The organism is Pectobacterium punjabense (assembly GCF_012427845.1).
GTDB classification, from domain to species: Bacteria; Pseudomonadota; Gammaproteobacteria; order Enterobacterales; family Enterobacteriaceae; genus Pectobacterium; species Pectobacterium punjabense.
Genome location: NZ_CP038498.1, coordinates 2893801 through 2911845 on the forward strand (window position 1 = coordinate 2893801; position 18045 = coordinate 2911845).

Annotated in this window: 14 protein-coding genes; 7 read left to right on the forward strand and 7 right to left on the reverse strand. The window is 49.6% G+C overall.

Annotation, left to right across the window (positions count from 1 at the left end):
* Positions 1-18 precede the first annotated feature (18 nt).
* Positions 19-2076 (reverse strand): DNA helicase IV, encoded by a 2058-nt coding sequence (gene helD, locus E2566_RS13095; RefSeq protein WP_107167737.1) that lies wholly within the window; start codon positions 2074-2076, stop codon positions 19-21.
* A 186-nt stretch (positions 2077-2262) separates the two neighbouring features.
* On the opposite strand from helD, the gene E2566_RS13100 reads away from it, so the two are divergent.
* Both E2566_RS13100 and yccS read left to right on the forward strand, forming a co-directional pair.
* A complete protein-coding gene (locus tag E2566_RS13100; protein WP_107167738.1) occupies positions 2263-2709 on the forward strand; it encodes a YccF domain-containing protein in 447 nt (148 codons plus the stop codon).
* 20 nt (positions 2710-2729) lie between these two features.
* The gene (gene yccS / locus E2566_RS13105; protein ID WP_107167739.1) at positions 2730-4865 is read left to right on the forward strand and encodes a YccS family putative transporter; all 2136 of its coding nucleotides are present in this window, start codon (positions 2730-2732) and stop codon (positions 4863-4865) included.
* 16 nt (positions 4866-4881) lie between these two features.
* On the opposite strand, the gene E2566_RS13110 is transcribed toward yccS, so the two are convergent.
* On the reverse strand, positions 4882-5502 hold the full coding sequence (locus E2566_RS13110; RefSeq protein WP_107167740.1) for a TfoX/Sxy family DNA transformation protein: 621 nt from the start codon (positions 5500-5502) through the stop codon (positions 4882-4884).
* A 221-nt stretch (positions 5503-5723) separates the two neighbouring features.
* Here E2566_RS13110 and sulA point away from each other — a divergent pair, with 221 nt between their 5' ends.
* Together sulA and ompA are read left to right on the forward strand one after the other, a co-directional pair.
* A complete protein-coding gene (gene sulA, locus E2566_RS13115; protein ID WP_107167741.1) occupies positions 5724-6230 on the forward strand; it encodes an SOS-induced cell division inhibitor SulA in 507 nt (168 codons plus the stop codon).
* 362 nt (positions 6231-6592) lie between these two features.
* Positions 6593-7678 carry a porin OmpA gene (gene ompA / locus E2566_RS13120; RefSeq protein WP_107167742.1) on the forward strand — a complete coding sequence of 362 codons (1086 nt, stop codon included), beginning with the start codon at positions 6593-6595 and terminating at the stop codon, positions 7676-7678.
* Between the two features lie 151 nt (positions 7679-7829).
* Here ompA and matP read toward each other — a convergent pair whose 3' ends face one another.
* Positions 7830-8291, reverse strand: coding sequence for a macrodomain Ter protein MatP (gene matP, locus E2566_RS13125; protein WP_107167743.1), 462 nt, complete (start codon positions 8289-8291; stop codon positions 7830-7832).
* Between the two features lie 177 nt (positions 8292-8468).
* Between matP and E2566_RS13130 the strand changes: the two genes are divergently transcribed.
* The gene (locus E2566_RS13130; RefSeq protein ID WP_107167744.1) at positions 8469-10238 is read left to right on the forward strand and encodes an AAA family ATPase; all 1770 of its coding nucleotides are present in this window, start codon (positions 8469-8471) and stop codon (positions 10236-10238) included.
* Positions 10239-10329: 91 nt separating this feature from the next.
* On the forward strand, positions 10330-10848 hold the full coding sequence (gene fabA / locus E2566_RS13135) for a bifunctional 3-hydroxydecanoyl-ACP dehydratase/trans-2-decenoyl-ACP isomerase (RefSeq protein ID WP_107167745.1): 519 nt from the start codon (positions 10330-10332) through the stop codon (positions 10846-10848).
* Between the two features lie 96 nt (positions 10849-10944).
* Here fabA and E2566_RS13140 read toward each other — a convergent pair whose 3' ends face one another.
* The 4 genes from E2566_RS13140 to betI all read right to left on the reverse strand — a co-directional run bounded on the left by E2566_RS13140 (position 10945) and on the right by betI (position 15571).
* Positions 10945-11598: a tellurite resistance TerB family protein gene (locus E2566_RS13140; RefSeq protein WP_107167746.1), complete on the reverse strand. Its 654-nt coding sequence runs from the start codon at positions 11596-11598 to the stop codon at positions 10945-10947.
* A gap of 146 nt (positions 11599-11744) precedes the next feature.
* A complete protein-coding gene (gene betA, locus E2566_RS13145; protein ID WP_107167747.1) occupies positions 11745-13424 on the reverse strand; it encodes a choline dehydrogenase in 1680 nt (559 codons plus the stop codon).
* Between the two features lie 19 nt (positions 13425-13443).
* A complete protein-coding gene (gene betB / locus E2566_RS13150; RefSeq protein ID WP_107167748.1) occupies positions 13444-14916 on the reverse strand; it encodes a betaine-aldehyde dehydrogenase in 1473 nt (490 codons plus the stop codon).
* A 67-nt stretch (positions 14917-14983) separates the two neighbouring features.
* Positions 14984-15571, reverse strand: coding sequence for a transcriptional regulator BetI (betI, locus tag E2566_RS13155; protein WP_107167749.1), 588 nt, complete (start codon positions 15569-15571; stop codon positions 14984-14986).
* A gap of 351 nt (positions 15572-15922) precedes the next feature.
* Between betI and E2566_RS13160 the strand changes: the two genes are divergently transcribed.
* Positions 15923-17956, forward strand: a complete 2034-nt coding sequence (locus E2566_RS13160; protein WP_107167750.1) for a choline transporter — start codon at positions 15923-15925, stop codon at positions 17954-17956.
* Positions 17957-18045 lie beyond the last annotated feature (89 nt).

Genomic DNA, 18045 nt, shown 5'->3' on the forward strand with positions numbered 1-18045 from the left:
CTACTTCTCTATTTTCCGTTATCCAGGCTTACGCTGTGCTGGCACGCCTAAGCGCTGAAGATGCTCAACAAACACTGAGGGAGTTGTCGTATCCTGTAACAGCCAGACGCGATGCTTTGCTCTCGTCAACGCGACATACAGTAAGCGACGCTCTTCCGCATCGGGAAAATTCTCTGGCTCAGGTAACAGCGCTGCCTCAATCACAGATTCTCTTGCCGGAGCCGGGAACCCATCTTTACCCTCATGCATCCCTACAATAATGACATACTCAGCCTGCTGACCTTTACTGGCATGCACCGTCATGAAATCAATATGTAAATTCGGCCATTTGGTCGCAGCCTTCTCTAAAATAGCAGGGCGCAAATGGTGATAACGAGCAAGCACGAGAATACGCTCATCGGCTTTAGCAAAACCGCTCAACTTATCCAAGAGTGGTTCAAGCTGTTCCTGAGGTAGGATAGTCACCGCTTTTTTATCCCCCTTGCTCAAGCTATTAAGCGGTTTCTTCAACTGATACGGATTCTGTTGGATGAACGTGTTGGCAATTTCACCAATGCGTTCATTAAAGCGATAGGTCGTATCTAGCGCGCACTGTTCACCTACGCCAAAATGCTGTTCGAAGCCCGTCGTCAACGCCAATTCCGCACCGCTGAAACGATAGATTGCCTGCCAGTCATCCCCTACGGCAAACAGGCAGGTACGGCTATTTTGTCGCCGCAGCGCAGCAAGCAAACTCGCGCGCTGTGGTGAAATATCCTGAAATTCATCGACCAGAATATGTTTCCAGGGACTGACAAAACGTCCTTTATCCAGCAAGTTCACAGCCTGATGGATAAGGCCGGAGAAGTCGACTGCGTTTTCGTCCTTAAGCGCTTTTTTCCAGGCTTTCAATAACGGTGCCATCAGGCGAATACGTTGCTGAAATTCAGTCCTAATCGATTCTGGCGCTTGTTCCACCATTTCGCTCTGGCTACCACCGTGCATACGCATCAATCCCAGCCAGCGCTCAAGTCGTCCAGCCAACCGAGCCGCCAGCTTCGAATCGTTCCAGAAATCGCCATCTGGCACATCCCACTCCAGCTCTTCCGTTAACCAACGACGCCAACCATTAGCCTGCGTTTTTTTCTCGGCGCATTGCTGCTGCCAGTGTGAAATCAACAGCTCGCGGCGCTGTTTTGCATCACTTTCAAGCTGGCTTACCATCGGTGCCTTACGGCTAGCCTGCTGAATGATGTGCAATGCCAGCGCATGGAATGTCTTAGCCTGAATCTCATCCGTATGGAGCCGTTCCTGAATGCGCTCGTTCATCTCGTCTGCCGCTTTACGGCCAAATGCCAGCAGCAAAATCTGATCGGGCGCCGCTTCTTGACGATGCATTAGCCAGGCTGCACGAGCCACCAGCACGGACGTTTTACCACTGCCTGCCCCTGCCAACACTAGCACGCCCTCTTCGCCATTCATCACGGCTTTGCTCTGAGACACATTTAATGGCGAACTCTCTACCGTTTCAAAGAAAGTCTGCTCTGCCGCCAACGTGCGATCCGTCCATGCCTGGTTCGTCGCAGTGCGCATCTCGTCACCCTGCTCAAGCCAACGCAGGCAATGTTGGTAGTTATCACGGCAGTTATCAAAGGAATCAAGGCGAGCAAGAGGAAGAGGCAGAGACTCCAGCGAATTGCGGATAGCACTCTGCAACGTTGATAGAGCCTGACGACTAAACCATTTATCCTGCTGCGTCAGTGTATGGATACTGTCCATTTGACGCAGCAAAACCTCAGCACAGATCAGGCTCATCTCCTCGCTCCAGCCAAGCCAGGATTTGAGAAGATGGCGGTAAAAAGCCTGCGTTTCCTGCCACTCAGTACCATGCAAACGCACCACTTTTCCGGCTGGCAATTCAAATTCCAGCTCACCCCACACCAGCCCTCTTTTACAGTGAATATTCAGCAACTGATTAAAAGGAATCAGGTATTCATGTTTATCGCCACTCACTTCGACACCGGCATTCAGTAACCGCACCCGGTTGTAAGGATGCTGAGCCAGATGTTTACCTAATGAGGTAGATTTCAGTTCCATGATGTTCGCGCCATGACTATGTGAGAGGGACATTGGTACATTTGTTAGCGTTTCTCAGTTTCCTAGTTTACCCGTTATCGGACTTCACGCTCTAGCCTTAAAAACAGGTTAGGATATCCTGATGCTTAATGTGATAATTCTTTTACCATCAGCAAGTTTGGTTACCTTGCAAGCACAGGAGAAACTATGCGTACTGCGTTGAACATCCTTAATTTCGTACTGGGCGGCTTTTTCACCACATTAGCCTGGCTTCTGGCAACCGTCGTCAGCGTGCTGCTGATCTTCACTTTGCCGCTAACACGCTCATGCTGGGAAATCACCAAATTGTCGCTTTTTCCTTATGGCAGTGAAGCCATCCATGTTGATGCGTTACGCCCCAATGAAAAGAGCGCCATTCTTAGCGCTGGCGGTTCTCTACTTAATATCTTCTGGTTCATTTTCTTTGGCTGGTGGCTTTGCCTATCGCATATCATTACCGGTATCGCTCAATGTATTACGATCATTGGCATTCCAGTCGGCATCGCTAATTTTAAAATTGCTGCCATCGCGCTATGGCCTGTCGGACGTCGCGTGGTTTCCGTCGAGCTCGCGCAGGCTGCGCGGGAAAATAATGCCCGTCGTCACTATCGCTAACGGCATCTAAGGATATTACGTTGCTCACCTTCGCCCCAGGAATTCGTCGCTATGTCTATAACAGCAGTTGGCTGTATAGCATCCGCATCCTTATTGCACTCAGTGGTGCAGCGGCCGTTCCCTGGTGGCTAGGTCAGCCAACATCAACAATTCCGGTCACTCTGGGGGTTGTCGCCGCGGCTCTTACCGACCTCGACGATCGCCTCACCGGACGGTTACGTAATTTATTTATTACGCTGTCCTGTTTTTTTGTTGCTTCCGTTTCGATCGAATTGCTTTTTCCTTATCCGTGGCTATTCGGCATTGGTCTGGCGGTATCAACCTGCGGTTTTATCCTGCTCGGCGCATTAGGGCAGCGCTATGCGACAATCGCATTCGGTGCACTGCTGATCGCGATTTACACCATGCTAGGAATATCCCTTTACGACAATTGGTATCAGCAGCCCATCATGCTCTTGATCGGAGCCTCCTGGTATAATCTGCTGACGCTATTCGGACATCTACTCTTCCCGATCCGCCCGTTGCAGGATAATCTCGCACAGTGTTATCAACAGTTAGCTCGCTACTTAGATGCAAAAGCCAACCTATTCGATCCCGATATTGAAGAAGAAACTGACAAGCCCCTTATTGATGTTGCCATGGCAAACAGCCAACTGGTTGCGATGCTCAACCAAACCAAATCATCATTGTTAACGCGCCTGCGTGGCGATCGCGGACAGCGAGGAACACGCCAAACACTGCACTACTATTTTGTCGCCCAGGATATTCACGAACGTGCCAGTTCTTCGCATGTTTACTATCCACAGTTGCGTGAAAAACTGCGCTATAGCGACGTCCTATTTCGCTTTCAACGTCTGCTAAGCATGCAAGCCAAAGCCTGCCAGAAGTTATCGCAATCCATTCTGCTGCACCAAAAATATCAGCATGACAGCCGCATTGAGCGAGCTTTTGTGCATCTTGAATCCGCTATTGCGCGCGTCGCTGCCAACAACATGGCGGATCCCGCACAAATTAAGGCACTCACTTATTTATTGAATAATCTGCGTGCTATTGATGCGCAATTATCGACCATCGAATCCGAGCAGAGCATTGAGCAAGAAAACAATCCAGAAAACACGCTAGCCGATGACAACATCACGGGTTGGAGCGATATCCGTTTACGCATTAGCCGCCATCTAACACCACAGTCGGCGCTGTTTCGCCATGCCATCCGCATGTCAGTCTTACTCTGTAGCGGCTACGCGTTGATTCAGATAACGGGTTTGCAACACGGTTATTGGATTTTGCTGACCAGCCTATTTGTTTGCCAGCCCAACTATAACGCAACCCGGAGACGACTGACGTTGAGGGTTATCGGGACATTGACCGGTATTTTAATCGGCCTTCCTATCCTGTACTTCGTCCCTTCACAGGAAGGACAACTCACGCTGATCGTCATTAGCGGTGTACTCTTCTTTGCCTTTCGTAACGTGCAATACGCACATGCGACCATGTTTATTACGCTGCTTGTCCTACTTTGTTTCAACCTGTTGGGCGAAGGCTTTGACGTCGCGGTACCACGTATTATTGATACCTTGTTGGGTTGCGCCATCGCATGGGCGGCAGTGAGTTTTATTTGGCCAGATTGGCGTTTCCGCGGCCTGCCTACCGTTATTAATAAAACATTAAATGCCAATTGCCGCTATCTTGACGCGATCATGATTCAATATCATCAGGGGAAAGATAATAGTTTGCCTTATCGTATTGCCCGTCGCGATGCGCATAATTGCGACGCAGAATTGGCATCGGTTGTGTCAAATATGTCCTCTGAGCCTCACACCACCAAGAACAAGCTGGACAATGCATTCCGCTTCATGTGCCTGAATCATACGTTATTAAGTTATATCTCAACGCTCGGCGCACACCGTGGGAAAATAGCTTCATCGGAAACGCTGCAATTTCTGGATGATGCCGTGTGTCATGTTGACGACGCGCTACACTGTCGGGAAGAGGACAGTCTACGAATCAATCAGGGATTGAAAGCTATTGCCACCGGCATTCAATCCCTTTCACTTGAGTCAGACAGTAAAGAACCATTAATTATTCAGCAAATCGGCCTGCTGATCGGCCTCTTACCTGAACTCGTACAGCTAAAAAACGACATAATTTCACAGTAAAACAGGGAGCACGCTCTTAGTGTTTTGGCCCTTTGGAAAGAGTATTATTTTTATACCACTCTAAAAGCTCATTACGAATACCGCGGGGGAGCGCGGCTTGATGCGTGCCACAAATTGCGCCAGCAAGCGCCAATAACACGTTCACGCTTAAATTAGCGCGCACCTTTCGCAGCTCAAGATAGCTGTTTTTCGCACCATAATGCTGTAATTCATCAATATTCTTTATTCCCGCTTTCCACAGCAGCCTTTCGATGTCGTGGTTAAGATTAGGGAGATCTTTTAAACGCCCGCTCGTACATTTAAGAGCCTGATCATGCTGCGCACCTGCTAACGCCAGTCGGGCAAAATATAATAACTGCTGTGGCTCTTGCCATAATATGTCATCAACAAGGAAGTAGTTCAGCGGTAACGGCATACCGCGTTTGGTATAAATCAGATGTGGCATATCACGCTGCTGAAAATATTTTTCATCTTTTTTACTGGCGCGAAGATAAAGCTCCCCTTCCGACACCAATCCAAAAATCGTTTTATTTGCTGCGATACTGTAGCCACCAAATTGGGAACGTGAAGTGATATCCCCTAAAGAGGAAAACGAATGTTGAGATTGCAAAATCCTTTTTTTGCATAATTGCTTCATTGCCATAATCCTTAGTATTGAAATGATCTCTTCCTGAACAGTTAAATATTCGTAGCAGGAATAAATAATTAACCACACCCCTGAGGTGGCTTCAAACAGTAAATGTGTTTACTGTCTCTTGCATAAAGAATATGCGAAGCGCTTTCAAAAAATCAGGTTGATTTTCACGCACACAGCAGTTACTGTACATTCATACAGTAACACTATGGGTAGAACTCATTATGCGTACGCAATCAATCAGCTCTCACAACGTCCCGTCATCATCGTTTTCTGCCAATCAACACACAGCAGAATCTTCGGCTGTCGCGGGCGGTATTATCAGCGAAGTCGTGTACAACGCCGATCAACCCATAGTCACACACCTGTTACTTCCACTCTTACAGCAGCTAGGCACACAGTCTCGCTGGCTGCTATGGCTTTCTCCTCAGCAAAAATTGAGTCGCCCTTGGGTACAGCAATCTGGATTACCGCTGGATAAAATAGTGCAGCTCAACCATATCAATCCCTTGTTTACTGTTGATGCCATGGAGAGAGCGTTACTGACAGGAAATTACAGCGCCGTTTTGTGCTGGTTGCCGCACGAATTGACGGGAGAAGAGAAGGTTCGGTTACGGGACGCCGCACAGGCAGGGAATACATACGGCTTTATTATGCGACCAGAAAATGCCAGCGGGGACGCCTATAGACTGTTTCCCAGCCTTAAAATTCATTCGACATTGTATCATTAAGTAAATTAAGATTTTTCTCAGCTCAATTACGTTATATGCCCCGTGGATCGCCGCAAAGCGGTATTCTGCGGGCTTTTTGGCTATATTTAATACACCCCAAAGACGTAAGATCTGTCAAAACCATCTACTATTTGTTAGTAAGTGTGTATGATTCGTGCGTTTTTCCTATGACGCAAGTCACATCATACTTGTAACTTTCTCATCACGTTGTAGACTTTAACTCGCTGGAGTTGCTCTTTTATAACGTCAGTTGACTGACAGTGAGTCATAAATAAGGGCAAAGTCTCCAACCAAAGGATTTTAACCAAAGGTTTATTAGCCCTCCAGGTTAATTGCCGATTTGGATGATAATGAGGCGTAAAATGAAAAAAACAGCTATCGCAGTTGCAGTGGCACTGGCTAGCTTCGCGACTATCGCGCAAGCAGCTCCTAAAGAAAATACCTGGTACACCGGTGGTAAACTGGGTGTGTCTCAATTCCACGATACGGGCTTCTATGGCAATGGCTACAACGGTGTCATCAATAACCCGATCAAAAGCAAATTAGGCGCTGGTGCTTTTGTTGGTTACCAAGCCAACCCGTACCTGGGTTTTGAACTGGGCTACGATTGGTTGGGCCGCATGAAGTATGCTGGTTCTACTTCTAATGCAGCAGACAGTGCTAGCTTCAAGGCACAAGGCATTCAACTGGCTACTAAACTGAGCTACCCAGTGATGCCAGGTCTGGACGCCTATACCCGTCTGGGCGGCATGGTATGGCGCACTGATAGCCACGCTGACAGAAGCGGCACCCACCTCAACAACAACGATACTGGCGTTTCTCCGCTGGCTGCGATCGGTGTTGAATACGCTATCGACACAAACTGGGCTGCCCGCGTTGACTACCAATGGGTAAGCAACATTGGTGATGCTGGTACCGTTGGTGCCCGTCCAGATAACCTGCTGATGAGCGTTGGCCTGTCTTACCGTTTCGGTCAAGATGAGCGTGTTGCACCCGTTGTTGCTCCGGCTCCAACTCCAGCACCAGCTCCAGTTGTTGAAACCAAGCGTTTCACCCTGAAATCTGACGTCCTGTTCAACTTCAACAAAGCAACGCTGAAAGCAGAAGGCCAGCAATCACTGGATCAACTGTACACCCAGCTGAGCTCTCTGGACCCGAAAGACGGTTCCGTTGTTGTTCTGGGCTTCACTGACCGTTTAGGTTCAGAGCAATATAACCAAGCTCTGTCTGAAAAACGTGCTCAGAGCGTAGTGGATTATCTGGTTTCTAAAGGTATCCCTGCGAATAAAGTCTCTGCTCGTGGCTTAGGTAAATCTCAACCAGTTACCGGTTCTACCTGTGACAACGTGAAACCTCGTGCTGCGCTGATCGACTGCCTGGCACCAGATCGTCGCGTAGAGATCGAAGTTAAAGGCATCAAAGACGTTGTAACTCAGCCTCAGGCTTAAGTTATTAACGAAAAAAACCTCGCTTCGGCGAGGTTTTTTTATGAAGGACATCTTTGTCTGTCACCCTACGGGCCGTTGCTGCGCAACGTTGGAAAACGCGCCCTGCGCTTTTTTATGTCCGTTTTTCAGCAAGATAAATGACAAATACCGATCATTTTTCGTCTTTATTATTCAGAATGTCTTTAAGATCCTGCTTGAGCAGCGACATCTGGCTGGCATATTTCTCTTTATGCTCGGCATCTTCAATTAACTGCACAATCGTTTCCGACAAGGTCACCCCACGCCTCTGAGCAAGAGCCGCCAGACGCTGCCAAACCAAGTATTCCAAATCGATTGATTTCTTGCGCGTATGTTGGTGTTCCGCATTAAAATGACGTTTACGCCGTGCGCGGATCGTTTGCTTCATCCTATTTTCTAAGATGGGATTCATACATTGCGCAATCCACTCCAACACTTTCACTGGCTGGTTTTCCATTTTAAGCAATGCCTGCACCGCATCATCCGCCGCACTTTGCTCCAGAAAACGCGTAACCGCTTCTCCCTCGCGATGTTTTTTCACCAGGTATTTCCATTTCCATCCGCACTCAAGATTTTCTAGTTGTTGATATTTCATATTAAATTCTTCAGTGACCGCGTAACGTTACTTCCAGCATAACAGTTTTCCCTGATTTTGGCCGCTTTCTGGCGGTTTTCTAGCGGCTTTTAAGACGATTGGCCAATCAGGTTCTGATCTTCGACGAATGAAAGATGACGGAGAGATGACTCTCCTTATGCGCAGTGCGCATTATTCTTGTATAATCACGCTTTTCCTTTAGACGATTACATTGATACTTTGACCAGTAACCGACTCTCATGGCAGCACTTACTGCCCAATAATACGCCTTATCAAACGCTATTCACTCAGGCAGCTCAGCTTGCTCCTGCTGAATTCTCCGCTATTCAGTCGCGTCTGGCAGACAGTCTGACGCTCTTTTGCCACCCTCGTTCCCCTTCCCGCTTTATGCTATTAAAAGCGCAAGAGAACGATGAATATATGGCATTGATCGCCCGTGCGCTGAGCGCCATCAGGCCAGACTCCGGGGCGATACATGGCAGTAAATATATCATTGAGGGTCGTCATATCCGGGTCGAGCCCGCCACACAGCTAGCGGATAACTTTGCCGCCCAGCAGCTCTGTGGCTATCAAGAATGGATTGAACCTGAGCAACTCTTCGGCTGTCTGCGTAATTTCCACGATGAAATAACACTGCATCCAGGGCTGGTTCATCAGGTTAATGGCGGTACGTTGATCCTGTCAGCCAGAGCACTGCTGGCTCAGCCGTTAATGTGGCTGCGTCTGAAGCAGATTATGGCTGAGGGAATCTATCGTTGGCTGTCCCCAGACGAGCGCAAACCACTTCCCGTTGATGTACCACCAATGCCACTTGATATTCGTCTAATTATTATTGGGGATCGGGAAAGCCTGGCGGACATTCATGATATGGAGCCAGAGTTAGGCGAACACGCGATTTACGGTGAGTTCGAAGCGCAACTACAGTTGATTGAAACAGATGACATGGCGCGCTGGTGTACTTACATCAATGCGTTATGCAACAAAAATCAACTGCCGCTACTGGATGCCGATGCCTGGCCAGCATTCGTAAACAGTGCGGTACGTTACAGCGGCGATCAGGGTAATTTGCCATTATGCCCGCGCTGGCTAGTCAGCCAGTTAAAATATGCATCGCTATACGCCAGAGACGGTCAGATCACAGAACAGGCGCTGGTCGACGCGATTGCCGCACGCCAATGGCGTGAAGGCTATCTTCGTGAGCGCATGCAGGATGAAATAGAACTCGGCCAGATCCTGATCGAAACGGAAGGTGATGTTGTCGGTCAAGTTAACGGGCTTTCCGTATTGGAATTCCCGGGCTATCCCGTTGCTTTTGGCGAACCGACACGAATCACTTGTGTCGTTCATGCAGGCGACGGCGAGTTCACTGATGTCGAACGCAAAGCTGAACTTGCTGGCAATTTACACGCCAAGGGCATGATGATCATGCAGGCGTTCCTGATTACCGAACTGGAACTTGATCAACAGCTTCCTTTCTCAGCATCCATGGTCTTCGAGCAATCGTACAGCGAAGTTGATGGTGACAGCGCCTCGCTGGCAGAACTCTGCGCTCTGATCAGCGCTCTGTCCTTGCGGCCAATCAATCAGCAGTTTGCCGTTACCGGTTCAGTCGATCAATTTGGTCACGTACAGCCAATTGGCGGCGTGAATGAGAAAATCGAAGGATTCTTTGAGGTTTGCCAGCGTCGTGGGCTAACGGGAACTCAGGGTGTGATTTTACCTGCGGCTAATCTACGCCACCTCTGTTTACAAGAGGATGTCGTTGAGGCGGTACGTGAAGGTAAATTCCACTTGTTCCCAGTAGAAACTGCGCCGGAAGCGGTATCATTACTGACCAATTTTGCTTATGACGATGAGCAGCAGCCAAATCTGTTAGCGGCGATTCGTGAGCGAATTGGACAACTCTTACCGCAGGAGCGTAGACGTTTTCCTTGGTTTTTCCGTTAAACCAACTGGTTCAACCAGACGCAACAGACTTGCTCAGCGTACAGGTGTACGCTAATCTGCGTGCTTCATTAAAACAAGGCTTACAGAGACCATGGTAGATAAACGCGAATCCTATACAAAAGAAGACCTCCTTGCCTCCAGTCGTGGTGAGCTGTTCGGTCCACAAGGCCCTCAGTTACCCGCCCCTAGCATGCTAATGATGGACCGCGTCGTTAAAATGACCGAAGACGGCGGTAAGTACGGCAAAGGCTATGTGGAAGCCGAATTGGATATCACGCCTGATCTGTGGTTCTTCGGTTGCCATTTCATTGGCGATCCGGTGATGCCAGGCTGCCTTGGTCTGGATGCCATGTGGCAGCTAGTCGGCTTCTATCTGGGCTGGTTGGGTGGCGAGGGCAAAGGCCGCGCACTCGGTGTGGGTGAAGTCAAATTCACCGGGCAAGTTCTGCCAACAGCGAAAAAAGTCACTTACCGCATTCACTTCAAACGCGTAATCAATCGCCGTTTGGTAATGGGTATTGCTGATGGTGAAGTGCTGGTCGATGGTCAACAGATCTATACTGCTGACGAACTGAAAGTTGGTTTGTTCAAAGATACCAGTTCTTTCTAAGTATCAGACTATATTGCGGGCGAAGCGTTTTTCGCCCGCGTTATCTCTTCTATTTATCCGATTACATCCAACCTCAACCCTAAATCACTCGACTTATCATGTTGGACTTTTAAGTTCATTGGTGATCGACTGTCGAACGTCTTGCGGTATCTTCAGCTCTGTCGCTAACGCATCCAGATAGCTTTTCTCCATGAAGTGATCAACATCAATGACCGCACAACTGAGGAAGTAGACCTCAAGCGCCTCTTCTTCATTCTTTACATCTTTCGCTAGCAAAATCGGATCAAGCGGTTGTTCTATCGCTTCCTGCACCCAACGTTGCGCCTCGCTGCCCAATTGCAGTTGCTGAATATTGTCATCAATACGCTGCTTTTCAGTTGCATCAATATGCCCATCGCTCTTGGCAGCAAAAACCAGAGCCTGAATTAAACGCCGTGCACGAATATTGTCAGTAGAAGACTGAGTGCCGAACTGCGGATCATCCTGATGCGTGTCGCGAACGCGTTTCTTGTATTGGTTCCATAACACGACACCCGCCGCCGCACTGCCTCCAATGATCAGGGCATTTTTACCCAATGAACCTATGATTTTCCTCGTGGATTTATTTGACAGTAAGACGCCAGCCAAACCACCCAGCGCTGCGGGCTTCAACATGTCCCCCAAATTACCGTTTTTTCCCCCTTGATGATGACTCCCCTGCTTGCTAGCGGAACCTAATAAGCCCTGAATTTGTTGCAGCCAATTATTCATTTTCATTCCTCAAGGAAAAGTGACATCACTGATGGTGTTGTCACTCATAGTAATGGTGCGGAAGGCGTTTGTTTGTCAGATTGTGTATAACAATGAAAAGTATGGACCGCGCTTTCTATGCGGTCCATCTGACTATGCTGGGAACATCACGAGGCAGGTTTCAGCGGGTTTTTTCTCACTGGTGCATTGCCAGCAACATAGTAGCGTGCTTTGCTACGCGGCAGCGGCTGACGCCGGCGGATTCGGTCGGCAATTTTCTCGGCAATCATGATGGTTGTCGCATTCAGATTACCGGTAATAATTTGTGGCATAATGGAAGCATCCACCACGCGTAATCCTTCTATACCGTGGACACGGCCTTGCCCGTCGACAACTGCCATATCGTCCTCTCCCATCTTGCAGGAACAGGAGGGATGGAATGCCGTTTCAGCGTGAGTGCGGATAAATTCGTCCAGTTCCTCATCCGTCTGAACCTCTAGGCCAGGGCTGATCTCTCGTCCACGATATTTATCCAGCGCTGGCTGTGCCATGATTTCACGCGTAATACGGATCGCATCGCGAAACTCCTGCCAATCTTGTTCTGTCGACATATAGTTGAACACAATGCTGGGATGCTCATGTGCATCTTTCGACCGCACCTGCACACGCCCTCGACTCAGTGAACGCATGGAACCAACGTGCGCCTGGAACCCGTGCTCTTTCACCGCATTACTACCGTTGTAATTAATCGCGACCGGGAGAAAATGGTATTGAATATTCGGCCAGGTGAACTCATCACGGCTGCGAATAAAACCACCCGCTTCGAACTGGTTACTGGCACCAATACCCGTACCATTGAACAGCCATTCCGCACCGATTTTCGGCTGATTAAACCACTGCAACGCCGGATATAGCGATACCGGTTCTTTGCAAGCGTATTGCAAATACATTTCCAGGTGATCTTGTAAATTCTCACCGACACCGGGCAAATCATGTACCACAGGAATATCGAGCCCTTGGAGCAAATCTTTCGGCCCGACGCCGGAACGTTGCAGGATTTGCGGCGAGGCGATTGCGCCGGCACATAACAACACCTCACGACGAACCTTCGCCGTCTGGGCACTTTCGCCTTTAAAGTAGGCCACGCCAACAGCACGTTTTCCGTCAAAGAGAATCTTGTCGGTTAAGGCATGCGTCACGATAGTCAGATTCTTACGATCTTTTGCCTGATCCAGATAACCTCGCGCGGTACTGGCGCGACGCCCCTTCGGCGTGACGGTTCTGTCCATCGGCCCAAAACCTTCTTGCTGATACCCGTTGAGATCGTCCGTACGCGGATAGCCCGCCTGTACGCCCGCTTCAACCATCGCGTGGAATAGTTCGTTGTTTCCCATCTTCGGCGTTGTCACCGACACCGGCCCCGCCGCACCATGGTAGTCATTCGATCCCACATCGCGCGTTTCCGCTTTACGAAAATACGGCAGGCAATCAAGATAACTCCAGTCTTCCAGACCCGGCATCGTCGCCCAGTTATCAAAATCCATCGCATTACCACGGATGTAACACATGCCGTTAATCAGCGATGATCCACCCAATCCCTTTCCACGGCCACATTCCATGCGGCGATTATTCATATGGGGTTCGGGATCGGTTTCATACGCCCAGTTATAGCGCTTCCCCTGCAATGGAAAAGCTAACGCGGCAGGCATCTGTGTACGAAAATCCAACCGATAATCCGGGCCACCCGCCTCAAGCAGCAGCACGCTCACATCGCTTTCTTCTGTTAGACGCGTTGCCAGCACATTACCAGCGGAACCAGCTCCGATAATGATGTAATCATATTCCATTAGGCTTTCTCCCCTTCGTTTAAAATACCGAGCGGAATTCACCCAGTTCAACCTGTACAGATTTAATTTGCGTGTAGTGTTCCAACGTTGTTATGCCATTTTCACGTCCGACACCAGAATGTTTGTAGCCGCCCACAGGCATTTCAGCCGGAGATTCTCCCCAGGTGTTGATCCAACAAATCCCTGCCTCAAGCTGATGAATAACCCGATGTGCTCGATTTAGATCGCGGGTCACGATACCGGCCGCCAGACCGTATTCGCTATCATTAGCGCGGCGTATGGCCTCCCCCTCGTCCTGATACGTCAAAATACTCATGACCGGGCCGAAGATTTCTTCTCGGACAATCTTCATGTCATCCCGACAGTCAGTGAACACCGTAGGAGCAACGTATGCACCTTGGGCATAGTCACCGTCGGTCATGGGTTCACCACCCACCAGCACACGTGCGCCCTCACGTTTTCCACTTTCGATATAACGCAGTACGGACTCCCGGTGCGGGAAGCTAACCAGAGGACCAAAATTCACCAGCTCGTCAGTCGGATCGCCGATACGGATGCGTTGAACGCGCGCCAGAATTTTCTCCTCAAACTGCGTCTGCAATGCATATGGAACGAAGACGCGCGTACCATTAGTGCACACCTGTCCTGAACTAAAAAAATTCGCCATCATGGCGATATCTGCGGCCTTATCCAGATCGGCATCATCAAAGATAATCAGCGGCGACTTTCCACCCAACTCCATCGTGACTTCTTTCAGTGTCGAGCCTGCGGCATTAGCCATGACCGTTTTCCCACTGGCGATCCCTCCGGTGAAAGAGACTTTGGCAATCCCCGGATGTGTGGTCAGCGCCTGACCAACGGATTTCCCCGTCCCCGTCAGCACGTTGAATACGCCGGCCGGTAACCCAGCTTCGGTGTAGATTTCCGCCAGCTTCAGCGCGGTAAGCGATGTGACTTCACTGGGTTTGAAGATCATTGCGTTACCTGCCGCCAGCGCGGGCGCCGATTTCCACAATGCGATCTGGATGGGATAGTTCCAGGCACCGATACCGGCGACAACACCAAGCGGTTCGCGCCGGGTGTAGACGAATGAGGTATCGCGTAAGGGGATCTGCTGACCTTCCAGCATAGGAATCAACCCCGCGTAGTACTCCAGAACATCCGCCCCAGTGACAATATCGACGGTACGCGTTTCTGAGAGTGGCTTGCCTGTGTCATGGGTTTCAAGTAAGGCGAGTTCGTCGTTGCGATCGCGCAAGATATCCACGGCACGGCGTAAAATACGCGAACGTTCCATCGCCGTCATCGCCCCCCATATCTTCTGCCCTGCGGTAGCGGCGCTGACGGCGCGATCAACGTCAGCGGCAGTGGCCGACTGAAGCTGGGCAATAATGTCGCCATTTGCAGGGTTCACCGCATCAAACGTATCGTTACCCGTGCTATCGGCATAGGTCCCGTTGATATAAAGCTGTTGTAAACCGTAGCGAGACATAAATTCTCCTGTCATATAACTGCCCGACCACATGCCCGGGCAGAGAAGGCAAAATAATAAGGAAGGATTACGCGCGAATGAGCTGCTGATCGATATAGTCGCAGGCAATGCTCAATGCTTCTTCGCGGTTGAAAGCGTCATGACTTAACGCACCGCGTAGCCACAGCCCATCGATCAGACCAGCCAGCCCTTTTGCCGCAATACGCGCGTTATCTTTCGACAAGCAATGGCTAAACTCGACACACAGGTTGGAGTAAAGTCGCCGATCGTTAACCTGCTGTAAGCGATGGAGCATAGGGGAATGCAGGCTACTGGCCCAGAATGCCAGCCAGGTTTTCATCGCCGCGCTATTCGTCTGGCTATCATCAAAATTCCCCTGAACAATTGCCCGCAAACGCGCACGAGGCGTATTTTCTGTCAGGCTCAGCAACCTTGATTTTACCGCCAGCCCCAGATGGCTAATCAGGTAACGCATCGTCGCTTCCAGTAAGCCATTTTTATCGCGGAAGTAATGACTGATGATTCCATTCGACACCCCTGCACGTCGGGCAATCTGCACGATCGAGGCATCATGCATGCCCACATCGTTAATCGTTGCCAGCGTCGCTTCGATGAGTTGCTGCCGTCTGATGGGCTGCATTCCGACTTTAGGCACTACACGTCCCCTTCATTTTTTCCCTTCATTTCTGCACGATGGATCACTGTAAAAGACGATGATTCGTGATCCGATTTATCCCATTAAACTTTTTTTTGATTGAACGTTCAATAAAAAATGAATATCTTTTATTGCTGAAAGGTTAAAAATCTGTATCAATTATCACGAAAAGTGGCGTCAGTTCAGACGATAACGCCAACTTAAAAAGAATAATTTCTTTTTTGTTCTGAAGACTATCTTCAACCGAAAGCGTACTCAGCGGATGCCCTGCGACCGGTTCTTGATATGCGCTAAGCGCGCTTCGTGGAGAGAGGAGTCAGAGTATCGGTTCACATAACGCAAGGGATAACCATGCCAGCCACAGAAACTACGCCCCAACAGGATCGCCTAAATCCTGTCGTGTTCTACACATCAGCGGGATTAATCCTGACCTTCTCGCTGATGACCATGCTGTTTAACAAAGAAGCGAACGACTGGATTACTCACGCGCTCAACTGGGTTTCCGCCACATTTGGTTGGTACTACCTGCTCGCCGCCACGCTCTACATCGTGTTCGTCATCTTCATCGCCTCGTCTCGATTCGGCTCAATTAAGCTCGGGCCAGAACAATCGAAACCTGAATTTAGCCTGATGAGTTGGGCTGCGATGCTGTTTGCGGCGGGGATCGGTATCGATTTAATGTTTTTTTCCGTCGCAGAGCCGATTACGCAATATATGATGCCGCCTGAAGGACAAGGCCAGACGATGGAAGCAGCACGACAGGCTATGGTCTGGACGCTGTTTCACTACGGGCTAACAGGCTGGTCAATGTACGCGTTGATGGGAATCGCGCTGGGCTACTTCAGCTACCGCTATAATTTGCCGCTGACAATTCGCTCTGCCCTCTATCCCATCTTTGGCAAACGCATCAATGGTCCGATTGGACACAGCGTCGATATCGCAGCCGTGCTCGGAACCATTTTCGGTATCGCGACCACGCTGGGCATCGGTGTCGTTCAGCTTAACTACGGACTGAAAGTGCTGTTCCAAATCCCAGAGAATCTCACCGTTCAGGCTTCGCTCATTCTGCTTTCCGTGATCATGGCGACCGTTTCCGTGACGTCCGGCGTCAATCGCGGCATTCGCTTTCTCTCCGAGCTGAATGTTTTGCTCGCACTGGGTTTGATTCTCTTTCTGCTCTTCTGGGGCGATACCGAGTTTCTGCTGAACGCGCTAGTGCTTAACGTTGGGGATTACATCAATCGCTTTACCGGTATGACACTCAACAGTTTTGCGTTCGATCGCCCGACAGAATGGATGAATAGCTGGACGCTGTTTTTCTGGGCATGGTGGGTCGCGTGGGCACCGTTTGTCGGGCTGTTTCTGGCACGTATCTCACGCGGCAGAACGATTCGCCAGTTTGTTGTCGGCACGCTGATCATTCCGTTTGTCTTTACGTTGCTGTGGCTCTCCATTTTCGGCAACAGTGCGCTTTATCAGGTGATCCACGGTAATCTGGACTTTGCAAACGAAGTTATGCAGCACCCGGAACGTGGTTTCTACAGCCTGTTGGCACAGTACCCAGGCTTCAGCCTGAGCGCTTCTGTCGCGACCATTACCGGCCTGCTGTTTTATGTTACCTCTGCCGATTCTGGTTCACTGGTGTTGGGCAACTTCACCTCTCGCCTTGGTGACATCAACAACGATGCACCAAACTGGCTGCGGATTTTCTGGTCTGTAGCGATTGGCCTGTTGACGCTGGGTATGTTGATGACAAACGGCGTGTCAGCATTACAGAACACGACCGTCATCATGGGGTTGCCGTTTAGCTTTGTGATGTTCTTTATTATGGCGGGGTTATATAAATCACTGAGGGTTGAGGATTACCGTAAAGCCAGTTCCTTGCAAACCTCAGCCCCGATGCCAATCTCAGGCGACGATCGCCTGAACTGGAAACAGCGCATCTCACGCGTCATGAATTTCCCCGGCACAACGCATACACAGAAAATGCTGGATAACATCTGTAAAGCGGCCATGGCGGATGTTGCACGTGAATTACGTCTACGGGGTGCCAGCGTTGAAGTCAACGAATTGCCGCCTGTCGAAGATGAGCGCTTGAACCACCTTGAACTGCTGGTGGATTTAGGCGATGAACAGAACTTTCTTTATCAAATTTGGCCACAGCGTTATAGCGTCCCGGCGTTTACCTACCGTGCTCGGTCAGGAAAATCAGATTATTACCGGCTTGAAACCTTCCTGTTGGAAGGAAGTCAGGGGAATGATCTGATGGACTACAGTAAAGAACAGGTGATTAACGACATTTTGGATCAGTATGAACGCCATCTGAATTTTCTTCATCTTAATCGAGAAGCTCCCGGCAATACGCTCACCTTCCCAGATGCATAATCTCCTCCCCGATGGCGCTGAAATATAGCGCCATTTTTCAATTAATTACCTCTTCATCATGCATTTTTTCTTCATCGTGTTTTTCCCGA

Bases quoted from the DNA above. Each gene is read 5' to 3' on its own strand.
- E2566_RS13110 (WP_107167740.1), bottom strand. From the start codon at position 5,502: ATGAAGCAATTATGCAAAAAAAGGATTTTGCAATCTCAACATTCGTTT.
- E2566_RS13140 (WP_107167746.1), bottom strand. From the start codon at position 11,598: ATGAATAATTGGCTGCAACAAATTCAGGGCTTATTAGGTTCCGCTAGC.
- helD (WP_107167737.1), bottom strand. From the start codon at position 2,076: ATGGAACTGAAATCTACCTCATTAGGTAAACATCTGGCTCAGCATCCT.
- E2566_RS13100 (WP_107167738.1), top strand. From the start codon at position 2,263: ATGCGTACTGCGTTGAACATCCTTAATTTCGTACTGGGCGGCTTTTTC.
- E2566_RS13160 (WP_107167750.1), top strand. From the start codon at position 15,923: ATGCCAGCCACAGAAACTACGCCCCAACAGGATCGCCTAAATCCTGTC.
- betB (WP_107167748.1), bottom strand. From the start codon at position 14,916: ATGTCTCGCTACGGTTTACAACAGCTTTATATCAACGGGACCTATGCC.
- sulA (WP_107167741.1), top strand. From the start codon at position 5,724: ATGCGTACGCAATCAATCAGCTCTCACAACGTCCCGTCATCATCGTTT.
- ompA (WP_107167742.1), top strand. From the start codon at position 6,593: ATGAAAAAAACAGCTATCGCAGTTGCAGTGGCACTGGCTAGCTTCGCG.
- betA (WP_107167747.1), bottom strand. From the start codon at position 13,424: ATGGAATATGATTACATCATTATCGGAGCTGGTTCCGCTGGTAATGTG.
- fabA (WP_107167745.1), top strand. From the start codon at position 10,330: ATGGTAGATAAACGCGAATCCTATACAAAAGAAGACCTCCTTGCCTCC.
- matP (WP_107167743.1), bottom strand. From the start codon at position 8,291: ATGAAATATCAACAACTAGAAAATCTTGAGTGCGGATGGAAATGGAAA.